Here is a 23,946-nt window from a genome sequence, read left to right on the forward strand (position 1 = left end):
TCAAGTGGTGGTCAGGGTGTCATGATCTTCACATGGGGGCGCCGTAGCTCGCACTTGTACTGAGAGATCTGGAAAGCGCATGACACCTTCGCCATTTGACGTCGCCTCTCGAATTGAGCAATCACAGAATAGACGATTAGATCGGAGTCTGGAAGTTGCTTTCGAGAAGAACTTCCCCGAGATAAAAAGGCTCGCTGAACGTCTCGGTGTGGATGTTGTCAGTTCTATTCGCGAGTGGGCGACCACGTCAAGTTCTGATGCTGTCGCCGATTGGCTTGACGTAACGATCACAGGTCATAAACTCGCTTCGCTAGTGAAGGATCTACAAGCTCAAGATCCGCCGATTCCGCTTCTCGGCAGGCTCGTCCACGAGGAGCATCTCTCTCGACGAATAGGTGCGATGGCTCCGTATATGAGATCGCTTTCACTTAGCACCTCGTCGATTCTGAATAAGACGCGCGAGCGCACAGCGCTTGCCGCTTTCGACGCGGCATTCGATGCAACGTCTCAGCGCCGAACACTTTTCGCCCGTGTACTAACTTTTGCTCGAATGTACCTCGAGTACGTGGTTAGCTACGATCAAATGAACGGCCTGGAGACGAATCGTTCTTTTAGCTCGCGACTTGGAATGACGGGGATCCTTGCGGCGCGATTCTCGACGCCATCAAGAAATGATCTGATTCAGTCATGCGAGGCCTTACTTGACGCGCATGAGAAAGGTAGTAAACACGCACTTGCTTATTTTGTCGAAGGTTGTACTTGGATTTATGATTTTTACGGCGATGCCGACTGGCTTCACCGAGCCGCAGACGAGATAAAGTCAAGAGATACCACAGAGGTAGCATTTCTACCCGAGAAAGCAGCCACGAGTTGGTATTTAAATGTTGCGGACGTATGGTTGCGGCTCAGCCAAGAAACGCGCTCGATGGAAGGTGCGAGCGCCTGCATCGAAAACGCGCGAGCGGCAGTGCGTTTAGCGAAGCGGCTCGAAAGCCCGCGGCCGGAAGATCGTCTTCGTGCCACGATGCTCGAATCTCTTCTCGAGGGCTTAGTTGGCGAATCGAGTCTTCGCAATTCCAGCACAGATGTGAGGCTTGTGCGTTTCCCTTTCAGCGTAAGAGGAAGGTATGGCAGGCTTCCTGGTGCTCTTTACCGTCACGGGATACCCGTCGTCGATGCAGTTCTGGCAAGTAGCGAAGGATCTTCTTTTGTGGGTCGCGATATTTGCGCGGAATTACTCTCCTCCGTCGCGAATGACAGTAGAACCACCGCTTCATCAACGAAAGCGCTCTTGCAGCGGGCGAATCGTCTCCGGGAGGGCGAGGGACGTCAGGTCGCCTTGATGGGCAGTCGTGTGAAGCTGTCGCTCGCCGAAGACCAGCTCGTGTTGGCAAGTCTGGAGGAGAATTGGCATAGGACATCCCGGCTCCGTCGAGAGGCAATCTCATATCTTGCTTTAAAGACGGCTGATGTTGGTGACGCTGCAACTAAGCTGACTGTGCTTGCACAAGAAATTGAAAAGAACGGTGCTTTGACCGGGGCCCTTCTTGACGGGGAAACGGAACTGGCTATCGCCGTTCGTAACGGCGATTTTGTGTCGTTGTACGAGATTGCCGCTCGTTCAGCAATACTCAGTCATGATCTCAAGCGAGTCGCGCTAGGCGGGCGAAGTGGTGGGGTTGCTTCACTGATGGACTCGGATCGGGCCGACGGCCGGATCTTTGTTTTTAAGATCATGAACGAGATAGCGCATGAGCGTGATGCAACGCGGACCGAGCGGTTAGCCGATTGGATCGAAAAATGCGACGTTTCAAACGATTTCGCAGTGACGGAAACGGTCACTACGCTTGACGCCACGACAGCTCGAATGAGTGAGGTAGCGGAGGGGCAGGTCGTATCTGTTCGTCGCTATCGGAATGGCCTTACTCTTTCAGCGCAATTGGAGATCGAAGAGCGCCAAGGAAAGATTGATCTTCTAACGAAAACAAGCCGCTTTCTCGCATACATCCACGCAATGCCATCTTCTCGTTCTATAACTGGAGTACGAAAGACTCTCTGGGCGAAAGAGTTCGGTTGGTGGCTGCGAAGGCTAGTGGGTGAGGATGTCCGCGCAGTTTTCTTCGAGCGCTGGTGGAGTGAACTCGCGCAATATCCCTGCTTTGAGCGCCGGGATGCGCATTCGCAAAACTGGCTCGTAGAAGCCGATGGTCGAATTGTTGCTGTAGATCTAGAAGCCAGTGGCTTCCGACCCCTTGGGTACGAACTGGCGCAATTGATCGAGGACCATCGCGTCTTCGAGCCCGACGACTGGCAGTCGCGGAAGCAGATTGTCTCCGAATATATAAGCCAACTTAGGGATGTAAATTCCTCGCTCACCGTTGAACTCGATTCGGCGTTCGTCGCCTATGAACTAGCTGCCATAGCAAGATTTGTTCGACTTATTTTCAGTAGTGATACGAACGTGAAAACGAAAGATTGGGCTGGCAGGTGTCTTGACTCCTTGAGTCGGAGTGGTGACTCAACGGTTGCCGAACTTGCTGCGATTCTAAGCCGTGCCTGGGCTGAAATGACGGGAGTTGCGAGCGGACGCTCAAACAGTGTTCTCGACGTTGCTGATCGACGGAGAATAAGTAGGGCAATGTCGTATCGCCTTCGACACGATCCGCTTGCACCGCTATCACGGGAGGGATGGATTCACGTAGATGATCTGACTGATTTACTGAGAGCCGATGGACATTCGGTATCATCCCGGCAACTCATGCAAATTGCTGGCGCCCTTGGAGAATCACGCTTCGAACTCGACGATCTCGACATTCGAGCATCGTATGGCCACTCGGTATCTTCTAAAATTGTTTACGAAAGGCGGACGCCGAGCGGCAAACTCTTCCATGCCACTCCTGTCGATAACATCGCCTCGATCTTTGAGGCTGAATCAGGTTTGACAAAGGGTCGCCGACAGTACGTTCATCTTACCGATTCCAGGTTAGTTGCGATGCGAGCGTCGAGGCGGCAAGGAAAGCCCGTAGTGCTCTTGGAGATTGATACTGAAGATATCCTGGGTCTGGTTTACGCTGCTGCAAACACTTGGCTTGCCGAATGGGTAAGTGTCGACCAGATGCGAATCGCGACGATACATTCGGAGCGAGAGTTCGGAGAGTAGTCAGGTTGTCGGCTTGGTTTACCAAAGCGAAACACCGCGCTGCCATGCTCGGGGGATGCAGCGCCACGTCATCACCGGAGCCCATGTCGCCACCGTCGACCCCGCCGGGACCGAGCATCCCGGCGGTCACGTGGTGGTCGACGACCGGCGGATCGTCGCGGTCGGCGCCGGTGCGCCGCCGGCCTGGGCCCTCGACGGCCGAGCGCCCACCGGACTCCCGTCGGCCGAGCCCGTCGTACTCACCCGCGTCGACGGTCGCGGGCACCTGCTGACCCCCGGACTCGTCAACACCCACCACCACCTGTACCAGTGGCTGACCCGCGGCTGGGCGCAGGACTCGATCCTCTTCGACTGGCTCGTCGCGCTGTACCCGGCCTGGTCGCGGATCGACGCCGACCTCACGCGGACCGCCTCGCTCGGCGCGATGGGGGTGCTCGCCCGCTCGGGCTGCAGCACCGTCGGCGACCACCACTACGTCTTCCCGCGCGGCTCCGGCGACATCGTCGGCGGCATCGTGGACGCCGCCACCACGCTGGGGCTGCGGCTGCACGCGACGCGCGGCTCGATGGACCTCGGCGAGTCGCAGGGCGGGCTGCCGCCGGACTTCGCGGTCGAGACCACCGCGGCGGCACTGCAGGCCAGCGGCGAGGCCGTCGAGCGGTACCACGACACCTCGTTCGACGCGATGGTGCGCGTCGCGATCGCGCCGTGCTCGCCGTTCTCGGTGACGCCGGACCTGCTGCGCGAGTCGGCGGTCCTCGCCCGGCAGCTCGGCGTGCGCCTGCACACGCACGGGTCCGAGACGGTCGAGGAGGACGCCTACACCCGCGAGGCCTTCGGGATGTCGCCCACCGACTACCTGGAGTCGCTCGGCTGGCTCGGCGACGACGTCTGGATGGCGCACGGCGTGCACCTCGACGACGACGCGATCGCGAAGTTCGCCGCCACGGGCACCGGAGTCGCGCACTGCCCGTCCTCGAATGCGCGGCTCGCGGCGGGCATCGCGCCGATCCCGCAGCTGCTGGCGGCCGGGGCTCCGGTCGGGCTGGGAGTGGACGGGGCAGCGTCGAACGAGTCCGGGCAGCTCGGCTCCGAGATCCGCGCGGCGGTGCTGATGAACCGGCTGCGCGCCGGTGCCGACCGGATGAGCGCCCGGCAGGCGCTCTCGATCGCGACGATCGGCGGCGCGCGCGTGCTGGGCCGCCAGGACGAGATCGGCTCGATCGAGGTGGGCAAGCTCGCCGACCTGGCGCTGTGGCGGATCGACGGGATCGAGCACGCCGGCATCGCCGATCCGGTCGCGGCCCTCGCGCTCGGCGCGCAGCCGCCGCTGACCCTGTTGCTCGTCAACGGGCAACCCGTGGTCGCGGACGGGCACCTCGTCTCCGTGGACGAGCACGCCATCGCCCGCGAGGTCGCCCGCGCGAGCGCGGAGCTGGCGTCGCGCGTCTGACGCCTCGGCGCGGTGTGCTGAGGGGCGGTGGTCTCGATACGCCGCTCCGCGGCTACTCGACCAACATGGAGGGGCGATTGCATGCTGATCGAGTAGCCCGCGGAGCGGGCGTATCGAGATCCACCACCGTCAAAACGCGAGTTTGCAGACCCGCTCTGCTGGTGGTGGCGGGTCTCGATACGCCCCTGCGGGGCTACTCGACCAACATGATGCGGTGCCGCCGCGCCCTTTCTCTCACCACCGAGACGCGAAGCGGCTTCGCCGCTCGATACGCCCCTGCGGGGCTACTCGACCAGCATGGTGAGCCGCGTCCGCGATCGGCGCGAGGCGCGTCCGAGGTCAGCCGGGGGGTGCGCCCGCGTCGACCGCCTGGACCGGCGCCGCGTCGGGGTGCAGCAGGCGCCAGACGCGGTCGCGGGAGACGGGCAGGGCGTGCGGCCGGACGCCGACGGCGTCGCGGACGGCATTGGCGAGTGCGGGCGCCACCGGGTTGTAGGGCGCCTCGCTCATCGACTTCGCGCCGAACGGGCCCAGCTCGTCGGCCGTGTCGGCGAAGCAGACCTCGGTCGGCGGCACGTCGGCCATCTGCGGGATGTGGTAGTTCCTCAGGATCGCCGTGGTCACGGTGCCCTCGCCGTCGAGGATCACCTCCTCGTACAGCGCCGAGCCGATCGCCTGGGCGACGCCGCCCTCGACCTGCCCGCGGAGCTGCGCCGGGTTGATCACGAAGCCGGCGTCCACCGCCTGGACCGACTGCAGGATCCGCACCTCACCGGTCGGCGCGTGCACCGCGACGCGGAAGCCCTGCACGTTGAAGGCGAGCGAGCGCTGCGCTCCGTCCTCGCTGCCGGTCGCCGACACCGGTCCGCCGGCCGCGAGCACCAGGTCGGCGTAGCTCACCCGGGTGCCATCTGCGGCGAGCAGCCCCTCGTCGTCCGGCTCGAACTCGCTGCCGTCGTGCCCGGTGAGCCGCTTCGCCAGCGAGCGCAGGTCGGCGAGGAGCCGCAGCGCCGCGCTGTAGACGGCCTTGCCGGCGACGACCGTCCCCGCGGAGCCGAACGCGCCCGTGTCGTACCGGGCCGCGGCGGTGTCCGATTGGCGGATCCGCACCCGATCGGCCGAGGCCCCGAACGCACTCGCGACGAGCTGGGTGTGCACGGTCGTCGTCCCGTTGCCGAACTCCGCGGTGCCGACTCCGATCGTGAGCACGCCCTCGGCGTCGACCGACACGGTGGCCTCCGAGAAGTGGCCGCGCGGAGGCAGCGTCGCGATCATCGCGACCGCCATGCCGCGCCCGGTGCTCCAGCCCGGTCCCTCGGGAGCCTCAGCGCCCGTCGCGCGGTCGAGCGCCGCCTCCGCGAGATCGAGGCACTGGTCGAGCCCGTAGGAGGCGAAGCCGATGTCGTCGCCCTCCACGTGCGTCACCACGAGCGGCTCGCCCGGCTTCACCGCGTTCATCCGCCGCAGCTCGAACGGGTCGATGCCGAGCTCGAGGGCGAGCTCGTCCATCGCCGACTCGATGCCGAAGATCACCTGGCCGAGGCCGTAGCCGCGGAACGCGCCCGAGGGCAGGTTGTTCGTGTAGACCGCCTGCGCGTCGACGCGCTTGTTCGGCGCCGTGTAGGTCGCGACCGATTCCGAGGTGCCGTGGAACATCACCCCGGGGCCGTGGTTGCCGTAGGCGCCGGTGTCCGAGAGCACGTCGACGCTCAGCGCGGTCAGCCGCCCGTCGCGGCGCGCGCCGAGCGTGACGTCGACCCGCATCGGGTGCCGGCAGGGCGCCATCGTGAACTCGTCGGAGCGGGTGAACTCGAACTGCACCGGCCGCCCGGTCGCCAGCACGGCCAGTGCGACGACGTCCTCGGTGAGGATCTCCTGCTTGCCGCCGAAGCCGCCGCCGACCCGCGCGGTGAAGACCCGCACGCTCGCGGGGTCGCGGTCGAAGATCCGCGCGATCTCGTCCCGGACCAGGAACGGCACCTGGGTGGAGGTGCGCAGCACCAGCTCGTCGCCCTCGAGCCAGCCGATCGTGCCGTGGGTCTCCAGCGCGGTGTGCGCGACGCGGGAGGTGGTCCACCGGCCCTCGACCACGACGTCCGCCTCGGCGAGGCCGGCGGCGACGTCGCCGTACTCGCCGTGCAGCTCGGCGACCACGTTCGAGCCGGGGTCGGCGATGCGCGAGGCGATCGGGTCCTTGTCCGCGTGCAGGAGCGGGGCACCGGGCGCGCGCGCCTCCTCCGGGTCGAAGACCGCGGGCAGCAGCTCGTACTCGACCTCGATCGCGCGGCAGGCGGCCTCGGCCACTCCTACCGACTCGGCGACGACGACCGCGACCCGCTGGCCGCGGAAGCGCACGACGGTGTCGAGCATCCGGGTGTCGTCGGGGTCGTCCAGCCGCGACTCGTGCCGCGCGGTGGAGTACAGGATGTCCGGCACGTCGGCGGCGGTCAGCACGGCGACGACGCCGGGCATCGTCGCGGCGACCGCGGTGTCCATCGAGAGGATGCGGGCGTGCGCGTGCGGGCTCTGCAGCACCTTGAGGTGCAGCAGCCCGGGCACGGCGACGTCGAGCGTGTACGGCTCGTGGCCGGAGACGATGCGGCGGCCGGCCGGGGCGCCGAGCGAGCGGCCCACCCGCGACTCGTCGGCGGAGGTGCGCCCGGTGCGCCGCACGGGGGTCAGCCCGGTGGGCGGCTCGCAGAGGTGCTCGGACAGCGCCTCGCGGATCGGCCGGTAGCCGGTGCAGCGGCAGAGGTTCCCCTTCATCAGGCGGGGGAGGTCCTCCTCGCGCGCCCTTTCGAGGGCGCTCGCGGTGACGACCATGCCGGCGGTGCAGAAGCCGCACTGGAACGCGGCGTGGTCGACGAACGACTGCTGCACCGCGCCGGGTTCCTCCGGAGTGCCGAGTCCCGCGGCGGTGGTGACCTCGCGCCCCTCGATGCGGTGCGCGGGGTAGAGGCAGGAGTGGAAGGGCGTGCCGTCGACGAGCACCGAGCAGGCGCCGCAGTCTCCGGCGTCGCAGCCCTTCTTGACTTCGAAGTGCTCGTGGTCGCGCAGCAGCGTCCGCAGCACCTGGCCGGGGCGGGGCGACGCGTCGACCGGCTCGCCGTTGACGGTGAATCTCATGCGGCGCCTCCCGCGGTCGGGGTGGTCTCGCCGCTCGTCGCCGGCTGGTCCGCTCTGCCCAGCTCGCCGCGGATCTCCTCGGCCAGCACGCCCACCACCGCGCGCCGCCAGTCGGCCGCGCCGTGCGGGTCGGTGAACCAGGTCGTGATCCCGCCGAGCGCGGCGTCGAGCTCCTCGGCCGTCGGGAGCACCGGCCAGCGCAGCACCTCGGGCCGGATCGTCGCGGCGGTCACCGTGACCACGACCTCCCCGTCGGCGTCCACCCGGCCGATGACGAGCGCGCCGGAGCGCCCGAGCGGCGACAGCGCGATCTTCCGGTACGCGGTCCGCGCCGCCAGCGCCCGGCGCGGGAACTCGATCGAGCGGATCACGTCGCCGTGCCCGAGCGAGGTCGTCATGTTGCCCGTGACCAGCTCGGCGACCGGCACGAGAGCGTCGGAGCCGTCCGCGCGCCAGACGAGCGCCTCGGCGTCGAGCGCCGCGGTGAGGCTGATCATCGGCCCGGCCGGGAGTGCGTTGGCGATGTTGCCGCCGACCGTCGCGACGTTCCAGATCTTGAAGGAGCCCAGCAGCGCCGTGCAGCACTGGAAGAAGAGCGGGTGCGACGCCCGGCCGCCGTCCGGCATCGCCGACAGCTCGGCGAGCGTGCAGGTCGCCGCGATCGAGAGGCCCTCGGCCGTCTCGCGGTAGGGCTCCCAGCCGAAGCCCTGCAGGTCGAGCAGCTCGTCGAGGTGGTCGTGCGGGAGCGAGAACACCCAGGACCCGCCGCCGATCACCGCGGTGCGCGGACCCATCGAGGCCAGCTCGGCGCGCTCGCGGACGACGCGCACGCGCTGGATCGTGTTCAGGTCCATGCCGCGCCCTCCGCTCCGTGCGCCGACGGCGCGCTCGCTCCAGTGAACCCCAGACGTGTGACGCTCGTGTTTCCGAGCCCGCCGCGGCCGATCAGCCGAGCGACGCGACCCACTCCGAGCTGCCGTCGACGAACGACTGCTCCTTCCAGATCGGCACGGTCGCCTTGATGTCGTCGACCAGCGCCGCGCAGGCCTCGAAGGCCGCGGCGCGGTGGGCGGAGGCGACGGCGCAGGCGAGCGCGAGGTCGCCGACCACGAGGTCGCCGACCCGGTGCACCGCGGCGACCCGCACCTCCGGGAAGCGCTCCGCGATCCGCCGGGCCGAGGCGAGCAGGGCGGCCGGCGCCTCCGGGTGCGCCTCGTAGGAGAGCCGGAGCACCCCGCGGCCCTCGTCGTGGTCGCGGACGATCCCGGCGAAGGTGACGACGGCGCCGTGGGTCGGCGACTCGACGGCGTGCTCGCACTCGTCGACGGTGACGGGGTCGCGGGCGATCCGGGCCAGGGCGACGGGATCAGCGGACATGATCGCCCCCGCCCAGCTGGTCCAGCACGTGGCCGATGATCGGCTCGAGCACCTCGATGCCGTCGCGGACGCCGCCGGGAGAGCCGGGCAGGTTCACGATGACGCTCCGGCCGCTGACTCCCGCGCGCCCACGGCTGAGTACCGCGGTGGGGACGTGCGCGGCGCCGCGCGCGCGGATGGCCTCGGCGAGACCCGGCAGCTCGCGCTCGAGCAGCGGCGCGGTCTGCTCCGGAGTGACGTCGCTCGGTGCGACGCCCGTGCCGCCGGTGGTGATCACCACGTCGATGCCGGCCGAGAGCGCATCGGAGATCGCCTCGCCGACCGCGTCGCCGTCGGCGACGACGACCACGCGGCCGCTCCAGCCGCGGCTCTCGAACCAGGTGAGCAGCGCCGGACCGGTGCGGTCCTCGTAGACGCCCGAGGCGGCGCGGGTGGAGGCGACCACCGCGACTGCGGTGCGGCTCACGACCGGCTCCATGAGCCGCTCCTGCCGCCCTCTTTCGCCAGGACGCGGATCCCGGTGATGACGGCGCCGCGGTCGACGGCCTTGATCATGTCGTAGACGGTGAGCGCGGCCACGCTGACGGCGGTGAGCGCCTCCATCTCGACGCCGGTGCGGCCGCTCGTGCGCACGCGCGCCTCGATCCGGACCCGGTCGTCGCCGGGCTCGAGGTCGATGTCGACGCCGTCGAGCACCAGCGGGTGGCAGAGCGGGATCAGCGCGGAGGTGGCCTTGGCGCCCATGATCCCGGCGATGCGCGCGACGCCGAGCGCCTCGCCCTTGGGCAGTTCGCCCTGCGCGAGGAGGCGGACGACGTCGGGGGTCGTCTCGACGAACCCCTCCGCGACCGCGACCCGCGAAGTGACCTGCTTGCCGCCGACGTCGACCATGTGCACGGCGCCGTCGCCGCGGACGTGGGTCAGCTCGGTGCCGTCGGCCGTCCCGCCGCTTCCGGTCGTGTCCGTCGTGTCAGTCATCGATCCTCCAGATCTCGACCGTGTCTCCGGTCGCGGCGTGCTCGGTCCCGATCGGGACGTGGATCAGCACGTTCGATCGAGCGTAGGACGCGAGCAGGTGCGAGCTCGGGCCGCCGACGGCGTGCACGAGCCCTTCGTCGTCGAGGGTGCCGCGCCGGATCTGGTGCAGATGCCCGGGGGAGTCGAGCGATGTCGCCAGCCGGGCACGCAGCCGGGGGCGCTCGGCCGGCAGCCGGCCCGCGAGCGAGCGGAGCACGGGCCGCAGGAACAGCTCGAACGAGACCAGGGCGCTGACCGGGTTGCCCGGCAGCGAGACGATCGGCAGGTGCAGGTCGTCGCGGACCCGGACGAGTCCGAGTCCCTGCGGTCCGCCCGGCTGCACGGCGACGTGGCCGAACTCCGAGCGGGCCGCCCCGAGCGCGTCGCGGACCACCTCGTAGGCGCCGGCGCTGACCCCGCCGACGGTGATCGCCAGGTCGGCCTCGGCAGCGTGCTCGTCGAGGAGCGCGAGGAGGTCCTCCGGCCGGTCGCTGCCGCAGGGCACGACGATCGGCAGGCCGCCGGCCTCGCGGACCGCCTCGGCCAGCAGCGAGCCGTTGGCGTCGTAGATCTGCGCGTCCTCGAGCTCCGAGCCGGCCGCGCGGATCTCGTGCCCGGTCGGCACGACCAGCACGCGGACGCGGGGGAGCACCTCGACCTCGGTCAGGCCGAGCGAGGCGAGCAGCCCGTAGTGCGCGGCGCGGAGGACGGTGCCGGCGGGCAGCGCGAGCTCGCCCTGCCTCGCGTCGCTGCCCCGGGCGCGGACGAAGGCCGACGCGACGACGGGGCGCGAGAACGCCACGTGGGCGTCGGTGCTGCCCGGGGCGGGGAAGCGCGGCGGGTCGACGGTCTCGATCGCGACGACGGCGTCGGCCCCGGCCGGCAGCGGCGAGCCCGTCATGATCGGCACCGCGGTGCCCGCCTCGTGCCGGGGAGCGCGGTCGCCGGCCGGGATCGGCGCGGCCACGGGCAGCGAGACCGGGCTGCCGGCGCTCGCCGCGGCGAGGTCCGCCGCGCGCACCGCGAAGCCGTCCATCTGCGAGTTGTCGAAGCGCGGCAGATCCAGCGGAGCGTCGACCGAGCGTGCGAGCACCCGGCGGTCGTACGCGCCCGGGTCGGCGGCGACGGCGGCGGGAGCGAGCGTCAGCGTCTCGCGGGCGCCGCGGGTGGCCAGCGGCGAGAGCAGCGCGCGCACGCGGGCGGCGTGCAGATCGATCGAGGTCATCGGGTCCTCTCGGAGGTCCTGGCCGGCGAAAGCGTTCCTGACGGGGCGGGGCGTTCCTGACGGGGCGGAGGCGTTCCTGACCGGCGGCAGGGACGTCTCCATCTTGCCCGCTCCGGCCCGGATCCGGCGCGTAGTCTGTCCGGATGAGTACAGCACTCGGGATCCCCGGCATCCGGCCCCGCCCACGCGGTGCGGTCCTCCCGGCCGAGCGGCCCGAGACCCCGCTGCTGCTCGACAGCTACGGACGCGTCGCCGACGACCTGCGGATCTCGCTCACCGATCGCTGCAACCTCCGCTGCACCTACTGCATGCCGGCCGAGGGGCTGCCGTTCCAGCCGCCCGCCTCGCTGCTGAACCGCGAGGAGATCGTCCGCCTCGCCCGCATCGCCGTCGAGCAGTTCGGCGTCCGCCAGATCCGCTTCACCGGCGGTGAGCCGCTGCTGCGCAAGGACCTCGTCGACATCATCCGCGACGTCGCCGCGATCGAGCCGCGCCCCGAGATCTCGCTGACCACCAACGCGATCGGCCTCTCCGGCCGCGCGCAGTCGCTCGCCGACGCGGGCCTGGACCGCGTGAACGTCTCGCTCGACTCCATCTGCGCCGAGACCTTCGCGAAGGTCACCCGCCGCCCCTTCCTCGACCGGGTCCTCGCCGGCATCGACGCGCTCGGCCCCGCCGGGCTCCAGCAGACCAAGATCAACGCGGTTCTGCTGCCCGGGATCAACGACCACGAGGCGCCCGAGCTGCTCGCCTGGGCGCTCGCCGGAGGGCACCAGCTCCGCTTCATCGAGCAGATGGCCCTCGACGCCGACCACGGCTGGGACCGCTCCACCATGATCACGGCGGCGATGATCCGAGACCTGCTCTCGGAGCGCTTCGTCCTCACGCCGAACGCCGCGCCGCGCGACGGCGCGCCCGCCGAGCTCTTCGACGTCCGCGCGATCGGCTCCGACGAGCTGCTCGGCACCGTCGGCATCATCGCCTCCGTCACCGAGGCGTTCTGCGGCGATTGCCGCCGCACCCGGCTCACCGCCGAGGGCGGCGTCCGCAGCTGCCTCTTCTCCAACGAGGAGACCGACCTGCTCGGCGCGATGCGCTCCGGCGCCGACGACCACCACGTCGCCCAGCTCTGGCGCGGCGCGATGTGGGCCAAGCCGGCCGGCCACGAGATGAACCGGGCCGGATTCGTGCAGCCCGAGCGCACCATGAGCGCGATCGGCGGCTGAGCGTGCGCGTCCGCTACTTCGCCGCGGCGAAGGCCGCCCTCGGGCGCGCCTCCGACGAGTTCGAGGGCGTTTCCGACCTCGCCGCCCTGGAGGCGGAGCTCGTCGCCTCCGCGCCGTCCGCCGCCGACGTCCTCGCCCGCTGCAGCTACCTGGTCGACGGCGTCTCGACGACCGACCGCGCCACTCCGCTGCCCACCGGCGCGTCGGTGGACGTCCTGCCGCCCTTCGCCGGCGGCTGACCCCTCTCGCCGCTGTGCAGGTGCCCGTCCGTTGTGCAGGAGATGCCGGCTCCGGTCGGCCGTGCCACGCGGCGAGACGGCACAGGGAACGCGGACGACCTGCGAATCGAGCCTCCGACCGGCAGTCGGATCAGCGCCAGCCCACCATCCCGCCGAGCAGCGAGTCCGAGGCGATCCCCACCGCCGCCGCCCGGTCGGCCGCGATCCGCGAGCGCACACCCGAGGCGCAGTGCAGCACCAGCGGCCCCGCGGGCAGCAGCGCCGGATCGAACCGCGACATCGGCAGCCGCACGGCCCCGGGGATCGCGACGGAGCGGTCCTCGTCGTCCTCCCGCAGATCGACGACCGTCGGCGGCGTCGGCCCGGCGAGCCGCGCCCGCAGCTCGTCGGCGGTCACCGCTCCGGCCACGGCGAGCACCGCAGCCACCGGCGGCACCGCGCGGGCCAGCGGCAGCTCGTTCCACGAGCCGTCCAGCGCGTCGTGCACGACGACCCGGCCGAATAGAGGCTCGCCGACGCCCGAGACGAGCTTGACCACCTCGCTCGCCATCGCTGAGCCGATCGCCGCGCAGAGCGAGCCGAGGACCCCGACCGTCGCGCAGCTGTCGGCCGCGTCCTCGGCGCCGGGATGCAGGGCGCGCAATGTGACCCCGCCGCCCGGCGCGGCCGCCCAGAAGGTGGACAGCTGCCCGTCGAAGCCGAGCGCCGACCCCCAGACGTGCGGAACGCCGGCCCGGGTCGTCGCGTCCGAGGCGAGGTAGCGCGAGCCGAAGGTGTCGAAGCCGTCGACCACCACGTCCCAGCCCGCGACGAGCGCGTCGGCGTTCGCACCGGTGAAGGAGACGGGGAAGGCCTGCACGTCGATCCCGGGGGAGAGCCGCCGCGCGGTCGCCGCCGCGGACTCCGCCTTCGACGAGCCGATCGACGACTCGTCGTGCGCCGTCTGCCGCGCGAGGTTCGACGCCTCGACGACGTCGCCGTCGACGATCCCGAGGTGCCCGACTCCGGCTGCGGCGAGCGCCGTGATCACCGGGGAGCCGATGCCGCCCGCGCCGAGGACGAGCACCCGCGCGTTCCGCAGGCGGCGCTGCCCGAGCTCGCCGAGCGGCGACAGCCGGATCTGCCGGGCGAAGCGCTCGCGCTCGGCGGCGGTCAGCGGCGGCCCCGGCTCCACCAGCGGGATCACGGCGCCACCTCGTCGAGCCGCCACTGGCCCTCCACCGCGATCGCGCGGAACCCCACGGCCTCGTTGACGGCGAGCATCGGCCGGTTCTCCTCCGCGTTCCAGGTGTAGACGGCCCGGCAGTCCGGATCGGCCACGGCCAGATGCTCGAGCGCGTCGAGCTTGAGCAGCATGCCGAACCGGTGCCCGCGGTGCGCCGGCTGCACGAGCGTCGCGCCCCAGAGCGCGGCGCGGCCGGGCAGCACGTCGACGGTGCAGTAGCCGACCGGCCGGCCCTCGTGCAGGGCGACCGAGGTCAGCTCCACCCGTCCACCGGCGGTCGACTCGCGGTCGTGCGCCTCGAGGCGCTCGCGGGTCCAGGTCTCCTCCGGCACCGACAGCCCGGCCGTGGGCGCCTGCGCGGACATGCTCGCGCGCAGGGCGAGCATCCCGTCGACGAGCTCCGCGGGCGTCGCGCCGCTCCAGTGCCGCAGCTCGTAGCCCTCGGCGTGCGCCAGGGCACCGCGACGCCGGGACGCGGCGAGCACGGGATCCAGCGGCAGCCGCACCGCGCTGACCCGCTCCACCTGCTCCAGCACCCAGCCGCGGGAGGCGAGCCAGCGCGCGCCGGGGTCGTCGGCCGGAACGGAGCCCGCCCCGGAGCGCGCGGCCAGGCGCGGCCCCGAGCGGTCGGCCCGGTGCGCCGTCCAGGTCTGCAGCACGGTCCGCCCGAGCGCGTGCGCCTCCGCCGTGAGCCGCTCCAGCAGGGCGGAGCCGACGCCGTGCCCGCGCTCCGCGGCGAGGACGGAGAACGCCAGCCAGGCCGCGTCGTCGCCCTCCTCGGTGCTCCAGTGCAGCTCGCCGCTGCCGACCGCGCGGACTCCGTCGTCCGTCGTGACCTCGGCGAGGAACGCGCGGCGCGGGTCGAACTCCTGCTGCCGCCACTCGCCGAGGTTCGTCTCGGCGGGGAAGCCGAGCTCGTCCGTGCCGGTGCCCTCGGCCTCGACGGCGTTGCCGATCGCGGTGAGGGTGACGAAGTCGTCCCAGCCCTCGGCGCCCGGGTGCTCGGGGATCGGCAGCTCGCGGATCCGGAGCGCGGGGTCGGTGGGGCTCGTCACCTCCCCAGTGTGCACGCCGCCGGGCCGCACCGCGCGGTTCCGGGCACGACGGAGCCCGTCGAGTACCGTAGGGAGCGTTTTCGAGCGGAGCGAGGCGGCCGGGTGTACCTGAAGAGCCTGACCCTCAAGGGGTTCAAGTCCTTCGCGCAGCCGACCACGTTCGCCTTCGAGCCCGGGGTCACCTGCGTCGTCGGGCCCAACGGCTCGGGCAAGAGCAACGTCGTCGACGCTCTCGCCTGGGTGATGGGGGAGCAGGGCGCGAAGACCCTCCGCGGCGGCAAGATGGAGGACGTCATCTTCGCCGGCACCTCCACCCGCGGCCCGCTCGGCCGCGCGGAGGTCGCGCTCACCATCGACAACACCGACGGCGCACTGCCGATCGAGTACACCGAGGTGACGATCAAGCGCACCCTGTTCCGCAACGGCGGCAGCGAGTACGCGATCAACGGCCGCGCCTGCCGGCTGCTCGACGTGCAGGAGCTGCTGAGCGACTCCGGTCTCGGCCGCGAGATGCACGTCATCGTCGGCCAGGGCCAGCTCGACGCCGTCCTGCACGCGACCCCGGAGGAGCGCCGCGGCTTCATTGAGGAGGCGGCCGGCATCCTCAAGCACCGCCGCCGCAAGGAGAAGACGCTCCGCAAACTCGACGGCATGCAGGCGAACCTGACCCGCCTCTCCGACCTCGCCGGCGAGATCCGCCGCCAGCTCAAGCCGCTCGGCCGCCAGGCGGAGGTCGCCCGGCAGGCGCAGACCATCGCCGCCGTCGTCCGCGACGCCCGCGCACGCCTGCTCGCCGACGACGTCGTCACCCTCCGCACCGCGCTCGACGGCTTCGCCCGCACCGAGAGCGAGCGGCACAGCGAGCGCCTCGTGCTGCAGGAGCGGCTCGAGCAGAGCACGCTGCGCACCGCCCGGATCGAGTCCGAGATGGTCGGCGACGCGGTCGACGACGCCCGGCGCACCACCTTCGAGCTCGAGTCGGTGCAGGAGCGGCTGCGCAATCTGGCGGCGCTCGCCGGCCAGCGCCTCGCCCTGCTCGAGGCGGAGTCGGAGCAGCCCGCCGTGCAGCCCCGCGTCACGGCGCCGATGGTCGAGGAGGCGCGCGCCGAGCTGGAGCGCCTCCGCGTCGCCGTGCTCGACGCCGAGACCGCGTGGACCGACTCGCAGAAGGCGACGGTGCGCGCTCGCGGCGCCCTGGACGCGACCGACGAGGAGATCGCGGCGCAGTCGGCGCTCGTCTCCCGGCACGACCTCGAGCTGTCCAAGCTGACCGGCCAGGCCGACACCGCCGCCTCCCGTCTCGCCGCCGTCCGCGGCGAGGTGCTCCGCGCGCAGAACACCCTCGACTCCGCCGTGCAGCGCCGCGAGGCGGCCCAGCGCCAGCTCGACGCGCTCGAGGACGAGATCGGCGAGGCGGGCGGCGGCACAGACGGCACGCTCGACGAGGGCTACGAGCTCGCGCAGTCCTCAGTCTTCGAGGCCGAGGGCGAGATCGAGCGGCTCCGCGAGGAGCTGCACGCCCTGGAGCGCGAGCGCGACGGACTCGCCGCCCGCCGCAGCGCCCTCTCGCTCGCCCTCGACGTCTCCGACGGCTCGGCCGAGCTGATCGCCACCCGCCTGGACGGCATCCGCGGCCGCGTCGCCGAGCGGATCCAGGTCCGCCCCGGCTACGAGGCGGCCATTGCGGCGGCACTCGGAGCGGCCGCCGACTCCGTGCTCGCCGACTCGCAGCCGCACGCCGAGGCCGCACTCGACGAGGCGATCCGTCGCGAGCTCGGCCGGGTCGAGCTGCTGATCGGCGACGCCGCCCGCCCCGCCCTCGCGATCGAGGTGCCGGAGGGAGCGACCCGCGCCCGCGACCTGGTCACCGGCCCCGACGGCGTCCTCGCCCTGCTCGAGCAGGTCGTCGTCGTCGACGACCTCGACACCGCCCGCCGGCTCTGGCCCGCGCTGGCCGGCGGCGAGCACCCCGTCACCGTGGTCACCCGCGACGGCGCCTCGGTCTCCGACGCCGTCCTCAGCGGGGGAGCGGGCGGGCAGCGCAGCCGTCTCGAGCTGGTCTCCGAGCGCGACGCCGCCGCGAGTCGGCTGGAGGAGATCGAGGGCCGGATCGACCGCCTCCGCTTCGACCTCGCCGAGCAGACCGGCGCCCTGCGCGCCGCCAAGGAGCAGTCGCGCCTGGCCCTCGCCGCCCTGCGCGAGCACGACGCCGCCCGCGCCGCGCACACCGAGCGCCTCGGCCGGGTGCGCGCGCAGCTCGAGGGCGCCACCGCCGAGCTCGGGCGCGGCGAGAAGGCCCTGACCATCGCCACCGAGCGGGTCGGCGACGCCGAGGCCGCGGCGCAGAAGGCGAAGGGCGAGCTCGACGTCGCCCGCTCGCGCCCGCGCCCGGTCCTCGACGTCAGCGCCCGCGACGGCCTCCAGCGCGAGGTCGACGCGGCCCGCGAGCGCGAGATCGAGGCGCGCCTCGGCGTCGAGACCGCCAAGGAGCGCGTCCGGGCCGAGCAGTCCCGCGGCGAATCGCTCGAGCGCCAGCTCGCCGCCGACCGCGCCGCCGCCGACGAGGCCGCCCGCCGCGCCGTGATCCGCCGCCGCCAGCACGACGCCGCGGCCGACGTGACCGGCGCCATCCCCGCCGTGCTCGCCTCCGTCGACCGCTCGGTGCAGCAGTCGCGTGCCGAGCTGCTGCGCGCCGAGACCGCCCGCTCGCAGCAGAACGAGGAGCTGCAGGCGCTGCGCCGCGAGGAGGGCGTGCTCCGCGACCGGCTGCAGAGTGTCACCGAGAGCGTGCACGGTCTGGAGCTGCAGATCTACGAGAAGCGCCTGCAGCTCACCGGGCTGCTCGAGCGCGCCGGCTCCGAGCTCGGACTGGTCGAGGACGTGCTGGTCGCCGAGTACGGCCCCGAGGTCCCGGTCCCCGACGAGACCGACGCCGAGGCGCCCGCGCGCCCGTTCGTCCGCGACGAGCAGCGCCGCCGGCTGGACAAGGCCGAGAAGCAGCTCGGCCAGCTCGGCCGGGTGAACCCGCTCGCCCTCGAGGAGTTCGCGGCTCTGGAGCAGCGCCACGTCTTCCTCACCGAGCAGCTGACCGACCTCACCAACACCCGCCGCGACCTGCTGACCATCATCGAGGAGCTCGACGAGACGATGCAGACGGTCTTCGCCTCGGCCTTCGACGACACCCAGGCCGCCTTCGCGGACGTCTTCCCGGTGCTCTTCCCCGGCGGCACCGGCAGCATCCGGCTCACCGACCCGGAGAACCTGCTCACCACCGGCATCGAGGTCGCGGTGCGCCCGGCCGGCAAGAAGATCGAGCGGCTGTCGCTGCTCTCCGGCGGCGAGCGCTCGCTCGCGGCGGTGGCCTTCATGGTCGCGATCTTCAAGTCGCGGCCGAGCCCGTTCTACATCATGGACGAGGTGGAGGCGGCGCTCGACGACGCGAACCTCGGCCGCCTGCTCAGCATCTTCCAGGACCTCCGCACGTCGAGTCAGCTGATCGTCATCACCCACCAGAAGCGCACGATGGAGATCGCCGACGCCCTCTACGGCGTCTCGATGCGCCAGGACGGGGTCTCCGCGGTGGTCGGTCAGCGCGTGGAGGCGCCGGCGGTCTGATCCACGGGTTCGATTCGCAGGCGATGCCGGCCGGCAGGCCCGTCCTGCCGCAGGTCCAGGCTCCGCGAAGGGCGGATCGCCTGCAGATCGGACGTCCACCCGCCGGTAGCCTGGGCGCATGGCAGAACGCAGCTCCTGGTCGCTCGGTCGCGCACTCCGCGGCCTGTTCGAGAAGCGCACGATCGACGAGCAGACGTGGGACGACCTCGAGACGGCCCTGATCACCGCCGACTTCGGGCCGGACATCACCGAGGAGATGGTCGAGGACCTCCGCGCCAAGGTCGCCCGCTACAACACCACCGACCCGCGCGACCTCCAGCGCATGCTCCGCGAGTCGCTCGAGGAGCGCCTCTCCAAGTACGACACGACCCTCAAGCTCAGCGAGCGGCCCGCGGTCATCCTGGTCGTCGGCGTGAACGGCGTCGGCAAGACCACGACCATCGGCAAGTTCGCGAAGTTCCTCCGCAACTTCGACCGCAGCGTCGTGGTCGGCGCCGCCGACACCTTCCGCGCCGCCGCGGTCGACCAGCTCGCCACCTGGGCGCAGCGCGCCGACGCGCAGATCGTCCGCCCGCAGCAGGAGCGCCAGGACCCGGCCTCCGTCGCCTACCAGACCGTCGAGTACGCGAAGACCCACGGCATCGAGATGGTCATCATCGACACCGCCGGCCGCCTGCACACCAAGGGCGGCCTGATGGACGAGCTCGGCAAGATCAAGCGCGTCGTCGAGAAGCAGGCGCCGATCTCCGAGATCCTGCTCGTCCTCGACGCGACCACCGGCCAGAACGGCCTGATGCAGGCCCAGGCCTTCATCGAGCACGCCGGCGTCACCGGCCTCGTCATCACCAAGCTCGACGGCTCGGCCAAGGGCGGCTTCGTCCTCGCCGTCCAGGAGAAGACCGGCATCCCCATCAAGCTCGTCGGCCAGGGCGAGGGCATCAACGACCTCACCGGCTTCACCCCCCACGTCTTCGCCGCCCAGCTCGTCGCCTGACCCGGGAGTCCCTCCTCCTCTTCTGCGAGATGCCACTTGTGCACGCGACACGCCGTGAAACGCGTGCACAACTGGCATCTCGCGAAGCAGTTCAGTCCCCGGCGCAGCGTGAGTCACCACTGACCGCCGGGCCGAGAGTGGACGCGAACCGAGTTCTGCGGGCGGGCCATGGCCCGAGACGGATCGACTCGGCGAACAGCCCTCTCGGAAGACCGGCCACTTTGCTGATCGAGTAGCCCGCGGAGCGGGCGTATCGAGATCCACCAGCGTCAGACAGCGAGTCTGCAGACCACCCCTGCTGACGATCGTGGGTCTCGATACGCCCCTGCCGGGCTACTCGACCAGCAAGGGCCCCCAGGACCCCATCCGCGAGATGCCACTTGTGCACGCGACACGCCGTGCAAGGCGTGCACAAGTGGCATCTCGCGGGGAGAGCGGGTCAGACCGCCTGGGAGAAGCCGAGGGCCGCGTCGGCCAGGTGGCGCAGGTGCTCCGGGACCGGCCGGCCCTTCGACTCCATCGAGCGGGCCCAGAGGCGACCGGCGCGGTAGGAGGAGCGGACGAGCGGGCCGGAGAGCACGCCCAGGAAGCCGATGTCCTCCGCCTCCTCCTTGATCGCGACGAACTCCTCCGGGTGCACCCAGCGGTCCACCGGCAGGTGCCGCGGCGTCGGGCGGAGGTACTGCGTGATCGTCACGATGTCGGTGCCCGCGTCGTGCAGGTCCTGCAGCGCCTGCGAGATCTCCTCGCGCTCCTCGCCCATGCCGAGGATGAGGTTCGACTTCGTGATCAGCCCGGCATCGCGTCCCTGGGTCAGGACGTCGAGCGAGCGCTCGTAGCGGAACGCCGGCCGGATCCGCTTGAAGATGCGCGGCACCGTCTCGACGTTGTGCGCGAACACCTCCGGCCGGGCGTCGAACACGCGCTGCAGGTGCTCCGCGCGCCCGGTGAAGTCGGGCACCAGGATCTCCACGCCCGTCCCCGGCGCCTGCGCGTGGATCTGCCGGATCGTCTCGGCGTACAGCCAGGAGCCCTCGTCCGGCAGATCGTCGCGGGCCACCCCGGTCACCGTCGCGTAGCGCAGCTTCATCCGTGCCACCGACTCGCCCACGCGGCGCGGCTCGTCGGCGTCGTAGTCGGCCGGCTTGCCGGTGTCGATCTGGCAGAAGTCGCAGCGGCGCGTGCACTGCGAGCCGCCGATCAGGAAGGTCGCCTCGCGGTCCTCCCAGCACTCGAAGATGTTCGGGCAGCCGGCCTCCTGGCAGACCGTGTGCAATTCCTCGTCCTTCACGAGCGACTGCAGCTGCCGGTACTCCGGGCCCATCACGGCCTTGGTCTTGATCCACTCCGGCTTGCGCTCGATCGGCGTCTCGGCGTTGCGCACCTCGAGGCGCAGCAGCTTCCGGCCGCCGGTCTCGGCGCTCACGCCGCGACCCCCGCGATCGTCTCCACGACCGCGAAGGCGGGTGCCGCCTCCCGGAACCGCGCCTCGACCCGGGCGCGCACCGACTCCATCGAGGGCGCCTCGCCGCGCTCGCGCTCGACAGTGGTCACTCCGGCGTCGGCGATGCCGCACGCGACGATCCGGGAGTAGGGCTCGAGGCTGTTCGAGACGTTGAGGGCGAAGCCGTGCATCGTCACGCCGTGCGCCACCCGGATGCCGATGGCCGCGATCTTGTCGGCGCCCTCGCCCCGGCGGATCCAGACCCCCGAGCGCCCGTCGACCCGCACCCCGGCGACACCGAGGTCGTCGAGCACGTCGATCAGCACGCCCTCGAGCGAGCGGACGTAGGCGACCACGTCCACCGGCTCGCGCAGCCGCACGATCGGGTAGCCGACCAGCTGCCCCGGCCCGTGCCAGGTCAGCCGTCCGCCTCGGTCGACATCGACCACGGGGGAGCCGTCGACCGGCCGCTCGTGCGACTCCGTGCGCTTGCCCGCCGTGTAGACGGCGGCGTGCTCGCAGAGCACGAGCGTGCCCGGCCGCGAACCGGCGACCACCTCGCCGTGCAGCCGGCGCTGCAGCTCCCAGCCATTGCGGTAGTCCAGGGGATCCGCGGCGTCGCCCGCGAGCAGTGTCTCGATCACCCGGCCACCTTAGACGAGTTCCTGCACTCGGTACAGTTAATCGACGCGGGCCGCGGTCGTCCGACCTCCGGGAAGGCTCCGGTAGAATTCCCGGCATCATGGCTACTTTCGGCACCCTCTCCGATCGACTCGTCGAGACCTTCAAGAACCTGCGCACGAAGGGCAAGCTCTCGGCCTCGGACGTCGACGGCACCGTCCGCGAGATCCGGCGCGCGCTGCTCGACGCCGACGTCGCGCTCGACGTCGTCAAGGCGTTCACCGGCAAGATCCGGGAGCGCGCCCTCGGAGACGAGGTCAACAAGGCGCTGAACCCCGCGCAGCAGGTCGTGCAGATCGTCAACGAGGAGCTCGTCGCGATCCTCGGCGGCCAGTCGCGCCGCCTCGAGTTCGCCAAGCGCCCGCCGACGGTCATCATGCTCGCCGGCCTCCAGGGTGCGGGAAAGACGACCCTCGCCGGCAAGCTCGGCAAGTACCTCGGCAAGGACGGCCACACGCCGCTCCTCGTCGCGGCCGACCTCCAGCGCCCCAACGCGGTGCAGCAGCTGCAGGTCGTCGGCGAGCAGGCCGGTGTCGCGGTGTACGCCCCGGAGCCCGGCAACGGCGTCGGCAACCCGGTCAAGGTCGCGCAGAACGCGATCAAGTTCGCCACCGACAAGCAGTACGACACCGTCATCATCGACACCGCCGGCCGCCTCGGCGTCGACGCCGACATGATGAAGCAGGCCTCCGACATCCGCCGGGTGACGAACCCGGACGAGGTCCTCTTCGTCATCGACGCGATGATCGGCCAGGACGCGGTCGCCACCGCGAAGGCCTTCCAGGAGGGCGTCGACTTCACCGGCGTCGTCCTCTCCAAGCTCGACGGCGACGCCCGAGGCGGCGCGGCCCTGTCGGTCGCCTCGCTCACCGGCCGCCCGATCCTCTTCGCGTCCACCGGCGAGGGCCTCGACGACTTCGAGCAGTTCCACCCGGACCGCATGGCGAGCCGCATCCTCGACCTCGGCGACGTCCTCACCCTCATCGAGCAGGCGCAGAGCGCGTTCGACGAGGACGAGGCGCGCAAGATCGCCGAGAAGATCATGGGGGACACGTTCACCCTCGACGACTTCCTCGGCCAGATGCAGCAGCTGCGCAACATGGGCTCGATCAAGAAGATGATCGGCATGCTGCCCGGCGCGAAGGGCATGCGCGAGCAGCTCGACCAGTTCGACGAGCGCGAGATCGTGCGTACCGAGGCGATCATCCAGTCGATGACCAGGGCCGAGCGGGTGAACCCGAAGCTGCTGAACGGCTCGCGGCGCCTCCGCATCGCCCGCGGATCCGGCATGACCGTGACCGACGTCAACCAGCTCGTCCTGCGCTTCGACCAGGCCGCGAAGATGATGAAGACCGTCGCCAAGGGCGGCGTGCCGAACGTCCCCGGCATGGGCCCCGTGCCCGGTGCCGGCTACCAGGGCCGCCCGAAGCCGCAGAAGAAGAAGAGCAGCAAGTCGGGCAACCCGGCCAAGCGCGCCGCGGAGAACGCGGCGATCAGCTCCGGCCCGCAGTCCACGAACGCGGGCGGCTCGGGCTTCGGCCTCGGCGGTGGCTCCGGCGCGGGTGCGCAGCCCACTCCGGAGGAGCTGGAGCAGCTGCAGAAGCTCCTCGGCCGATGAGGGGCCTGGGCGCCGGTCTCGCGGTCGCCGCGGCGGCCGCAGTGGCCCTCGGGCTGGCCGGCTGCTCCGAGGGCTCGGGAGTGGACGCCGCCTCTGCCCCGTCGCCGGACGAGCTCGTCGGCCGCTGGGTCACGGGAGTGTCCTACGAGTCGCCCGAGGTCCCGTTCCTGCTCCTCGCCGAGGACGGCACCTGGACCGGATCCGACGGCTGCAACGGCGTGCAGGGCGAGTGGTCGATCGACGGCGAGGGCGCGCTGACCGTCGACGCCGGCCCCAGCACGATGATCGCCTGCGACGGCGTCGCCCTGCCGATGATCTTCGCCGACGCGATGATGGCCTCGATCGACGGCGGCCGCCTCCGCCTCTTCGACGCCGACGGCGCCACCACCGTCAAGCTCGCCCGCTCCACCAGCGACGACGCCCCCACCGCGTCCCCCGACCCGGCCGGCGAGTAGCCGCCCCGATCGGATCTCGATACGCCCGCTGCGCGG

Annotated in this window: 18 protein-coding genes; 8 read left to right on the forward strand and 10 right to left on the reverse strand. The window is 70.9% G+C overall.

All coding sequences use genetic code 11. The features are described 5' to 3' along the window. Positions 1 to 79: 79 nt before the first annotated feature. Positions 80 to 3,160 (forward strand): RNA 2'-phosphotransferase, encoded by a 3,081-nt coding sequence (locus tag EDF43_RS17095; RefSeq protein WP_132437812.1) that lies wholly within the window; start codon positions 80 to 82, stop codon positions 3,158 to 3,160. Between the two features lie 55 nt (positions 3,161 to 3,215). Beyond that, on the forward strand, positions 3,216 to 4,613 hold the full coding sequence (locus EDF43_RS17100) for an 8-oxoguanine deaminase (protein ID WP_132437813.1): 1,398 nt from the start codon (positions 3,216 to 3,218) through the stop codon (positions 4,611 to 4,613). 339 nt (positions 4,614 to 4,952) lie between these two features. On the opposite strand, the gene EDF43_RS17105 is transcribed toward EDF43_RS17100, so the two are convergent. From EDF43_RS17105 to glp, 6 genes are all read right to left on the reverse strand, one after another. Continuing rightward, positions 4,953 to 7,739: a molybdopterin-dependent oxidoreductase gene (locus EDF43_RS17105; protein ID WP_132437814.1), complete on the reverse strand. Its 2,787-nt coding sequence runs from the start codon at positions 7,737 to 7,739 to the stop codon at positions 4,953 to 4,955. After that, positions 7,736 to 8,593 (reverse strand): FAD binding domain-containing protein, encoded by an 858-nt coding sequence (locus tag EDF43_RS17110; RefSeq protein ID WP_132437815.1) that lies wholly within the window; start codon positions 8,591 to 8,593, stop codon positions 7,736 to 7,738. The genes EDF43_RS17105 and EDF43_RS17110 overlap by 4 nt, the downstream gene beginning before the upstream one ends. Positions 8,594 to 8,684: 91 nt before the next feature. Further along, entirely contained in the window at positions 8,685 to 9,116 is a 432-nt protein-coding gene (locus EDF43_RS17115; RefSeq protein WP_123703271.1) for a molybdenum cofactor biosynthesis protein MoaE, read from the reverse strand. Then, on the reverse strand, positions 9,106 to 9,582 hold the full coding sequence (locus EDF43_RS17120) for a molybdenum cofactor synthesis domain-containing protein (RefSeq protein WP_123446009.1): 477 nt from the start codon (positions 9,580 to 9,582) through the stop codon (positions 9,106 to 9,108). Before EDF43_RS17120 ends, EDF43_RS17115 begins: the two co-directional genes overlap by 11 nt. Further along, positions 9,579 to 10,094 (reverse strand): cyclic pyranopterin monophosphate synthase MoaC, encoded by a 516-nt coding sequence (moaC, locus tag EDF43_RS17125; RefSeq protein ID WP_127886331.1) that lies wholly within the window; start codon positions 10,092 to 10,094, stop codon positions 9,579 to 9,581. The genes EDF43_RS17120 and moaC overlap by 4 nt, the downstream gene beginning before the upstream one ends. Further along, positions 10,087 to 11,358, reverse strand: coding sequence for a gephyrin-like molybdotransferase Glp (glp, locus tag EDF43_RS17130; protein WP_132437817.1), 1,272 nt, complete (start codon positions 11,356 to 11,358; stop codon positions 10,087 to 10,089). The genes moaC and glp overlap by 8 nt, the downstream gene beginning before the upstream one ends. Before the next feature lie 143 nt (positions 11,359 to 11,501). Between glp and moaA the strand changes: the two genes are divergently transcribed. Next, positions 11,502 to 12,584, forward strand: coding sequence for a GTP 3',8-cyclase MoaA (gene moaA / locus EDF43_RS17135; protein ID WP_132437818.1), 1,083 nt, complete (start codon positions 11,502 to 11,504; stop codon positions 12,582 to 12,584). Between the two features lie 2 nt (positions 12,585 to 12,586). Then, positions 12,587 to 12,823 (forward strand): MoaD/ThiS family protein, encoded by a 237-nt coding sequence (locus EDF43_RS17140; protein ID WP_207901822.1) that lies wholly within the window; start codon positions 12,587 to 12,589, stop codon positions 12,821 to 12,823. A gap of 130 nt (positions 12,824 to 12,953) precedes the next feature. Here the strand turns inward: EDF43_RS17140 and EDF43_RS17145 are convergent, their stop codons facing one another. Both EDF43_RS17145 and EDF43_RS17150 read right to left on the reverse strand, forming a co-directional pair. Then, complete coding sequence (locus EDF43_RS17145) at positions 12,954 to 14,009, reverse strand: ThiF family adenylyltransferase (protein ID WP_132437819.1); 1,056 nt, start codon at positions 14,007 to 14,009, stop codon at positions 12,954 to 12,956. After that, positions 14,006 to 15,103 (reverse strand): GNAT family N-acetyltransferase, encoded by a 1,098-nt coding sequence (locus EDF43_RS17150; protein WP_132437820.1) that lies wholly within the window; start codon positions 15,101 to 15,103, stop codon positions 14,006 to 14,008. The genes EDF43_RS17145 and EDF43_RS17150 overlap by 4 nt, the downstream gene beginning before the upstream one ends. 102 nt (positions 15,104 to 15,205) lie before the next feature. Here EDF43_RS17150 and smc point away from each other — a divergent pair, with 102 nt between their 5' ends. Both smc and ftsY read left to right on the forward strand, forming a co-directional pair. Then, positions 15,206 to 18,718 (forward strand): chromosome segregation protein SMC, encoded by a 3,513-nt coding sequence (gene smc, locus EDF43_RS17155; protein ID WP_132437821.1) that lies wholly within the window; start codon positions 15,206 to 15,208, stop codon positions 18,716 to 18,718. Positions 18,719 to 18,836: 118 nt separating this feature from the next. After that, on the forward strand, positions 18,837 to 19,712 hold the full coding sequence (ftsY, locus tag EDF43_RS17160; protein WP_123445706.1) for a signal recognition particle-docking protein FtsY: 876 nt from the start codon (positions 18,837 to 18,839) through the stop codon (positions 19,710 to 19,712). Between the two features lie 439 nt (positions 19,713 to 20,151). Here ftsY and lipA read toward each other — a convergent pair whose 3' ends face one another. Further along, positions 20,152 to 21,138: a lipoyl synthase gene (gene lipA, locus EDF43_RS17165; RefSeq protein ID WP_207901823.1), complete on the reverse strand. Its 987-nt coding sequence runs from the start codon at positions 21,136 to 21,138 to the stop codon at positions 20,152 to 20,154. Then, a complete protein-coding gene (gene lipB, locus EDF43_RS17170) occupies positions 21,135 to 21,800 on the reverse strand; it encodes a lipoyl(octanoyl) transferase LipB (RefSeq protein WP_132437822.1) in 666 nt (221 codons plus the stop codon). Before lipB ends, lipA begins: the two co-directional genes overlap by 4 nt. A 98-nt stretch (positions 21,801 to 21,898) precedes the next feature. Here lipB and ffh point away from each other — a divergent pair, with 98 nt between their 5' ends. Both ffh and EDF43_RS17180 read left to right on the forward strand, forming a co-directional pair. Continuing rightward, complete coding sequence (gene ffh / locus EDF43_RS17175) at positions 21,899 to 23,455, forward strand: signal recognition particle protein (protein WP_132437823.1); 1,557 nt, start codon at positions 21,899 to 21,901, stop codon at positions 23,453 to 23,455. Next, positions 23,452 to 23,910 (forward strand): META domain-containing protein, encoded by a 459-nt coding sequence (locus tag EDF43_RS17180; RefSeq protein WP_132437824.1) that lies wholly within the window; start codon positions 23,452 to 23,454, stop codon positions 23,908 to 23,910. The genes ffh and EDF43_RS17180 overlap by 4 nt, the downstream gene beginning before the upstream one ends. The last annotated feature ends 36 nt before the right edge of the window (positions 23,911 to 23,946 follow it).

Source organism: Rathayibacter sp. PhB179 (assembly GCF_004345345.1).
GTDB lineage: Bacteria > Actinomycetota > Actinomycetes > Actinomycetales > Microbacteriaceae > Rathayibacter > Rathayibacter festucae.

Excerpts from the sequence above, each read along its gene's own strand:
- EDF43_RS17095 (WP_132437812.1), top strand. The coding sequence starts at position 80 with ATGACACCTTCGCCATTTGACGTCGCCTCTCGAATTGAGCAATCACAG.
- EDF43_RS17100 (WP_132437813.1), top strand. The coding sequence starts at position 3,216 with ATGCAGCGCCACGTCATCACCGGAGCCCATGTCGCCACCGTCGACCCC.
- EDF43_RS17105 (WP_132437814.1), bottom strand. The coding sequence starts at position 7,739 with ATGAGATTCACCGTCAACGGCGAGCCGGTCGACGCGTCGCCCCGCCCC.
- EDF43_RS17110 (WP_132437815.1), bottom strand. The coding sequence starts at position 8,593 with ATGGACCTGAACACGATCCAGCGCGTGCGCGTCGTCCGCGAGCGCGCC.
- EDF43_RS17115 (WP_123703271.1), bottom strand. The coding sequence starts at position 9,116 with ATGTCCGCTGATCCCGTCGCCCTGGCCCGGATCGCCCGCGACCCCGTC.
- moaC (WP_127886331.1), bottom strand. The coding sequence starts at position 10,094 with ATGACTGACACGACGGACACGACCGGAAGCGGCGGGACGGCCGACGGC.
- glp (WP_132437817.1), bottom strand. The coding sequence starts at position 11,358 with ATGACCTCGATCGATCTGCACGCCGCCCGCGTGCGCGCGCTGCTCTCG.
- moaA (WP_132437818.1), top strand. The coding sequence starts at position 11,502 with ATGAGTACAGCACTCGGGATCCCCGGCATCCGGCCCCGCCCACGCGGT.
- ftsY (WP_123445706.1), top strand. The coding sequence starts at position 18,837 with ATGGCAGAACGCAGCTCCTGGTCGCTCGGTCGCGCACTCCGCGGCCTG.
- ffh (WP_132437823.1), top strand. The coding sequence starts at position 21,899 with ATGGCTACTTTCGGCACCCTCTCCGATCGACTCGTCGAGACCTTCAAG.
- EDF43_RS17180 (WP_132437824.1), top strand. The coding sequence starts at position 23,452 with ATGAGGGGCCTGGGCGCCGGTCTCGCGGTCGCCGCGGCGGCCGCAGTG.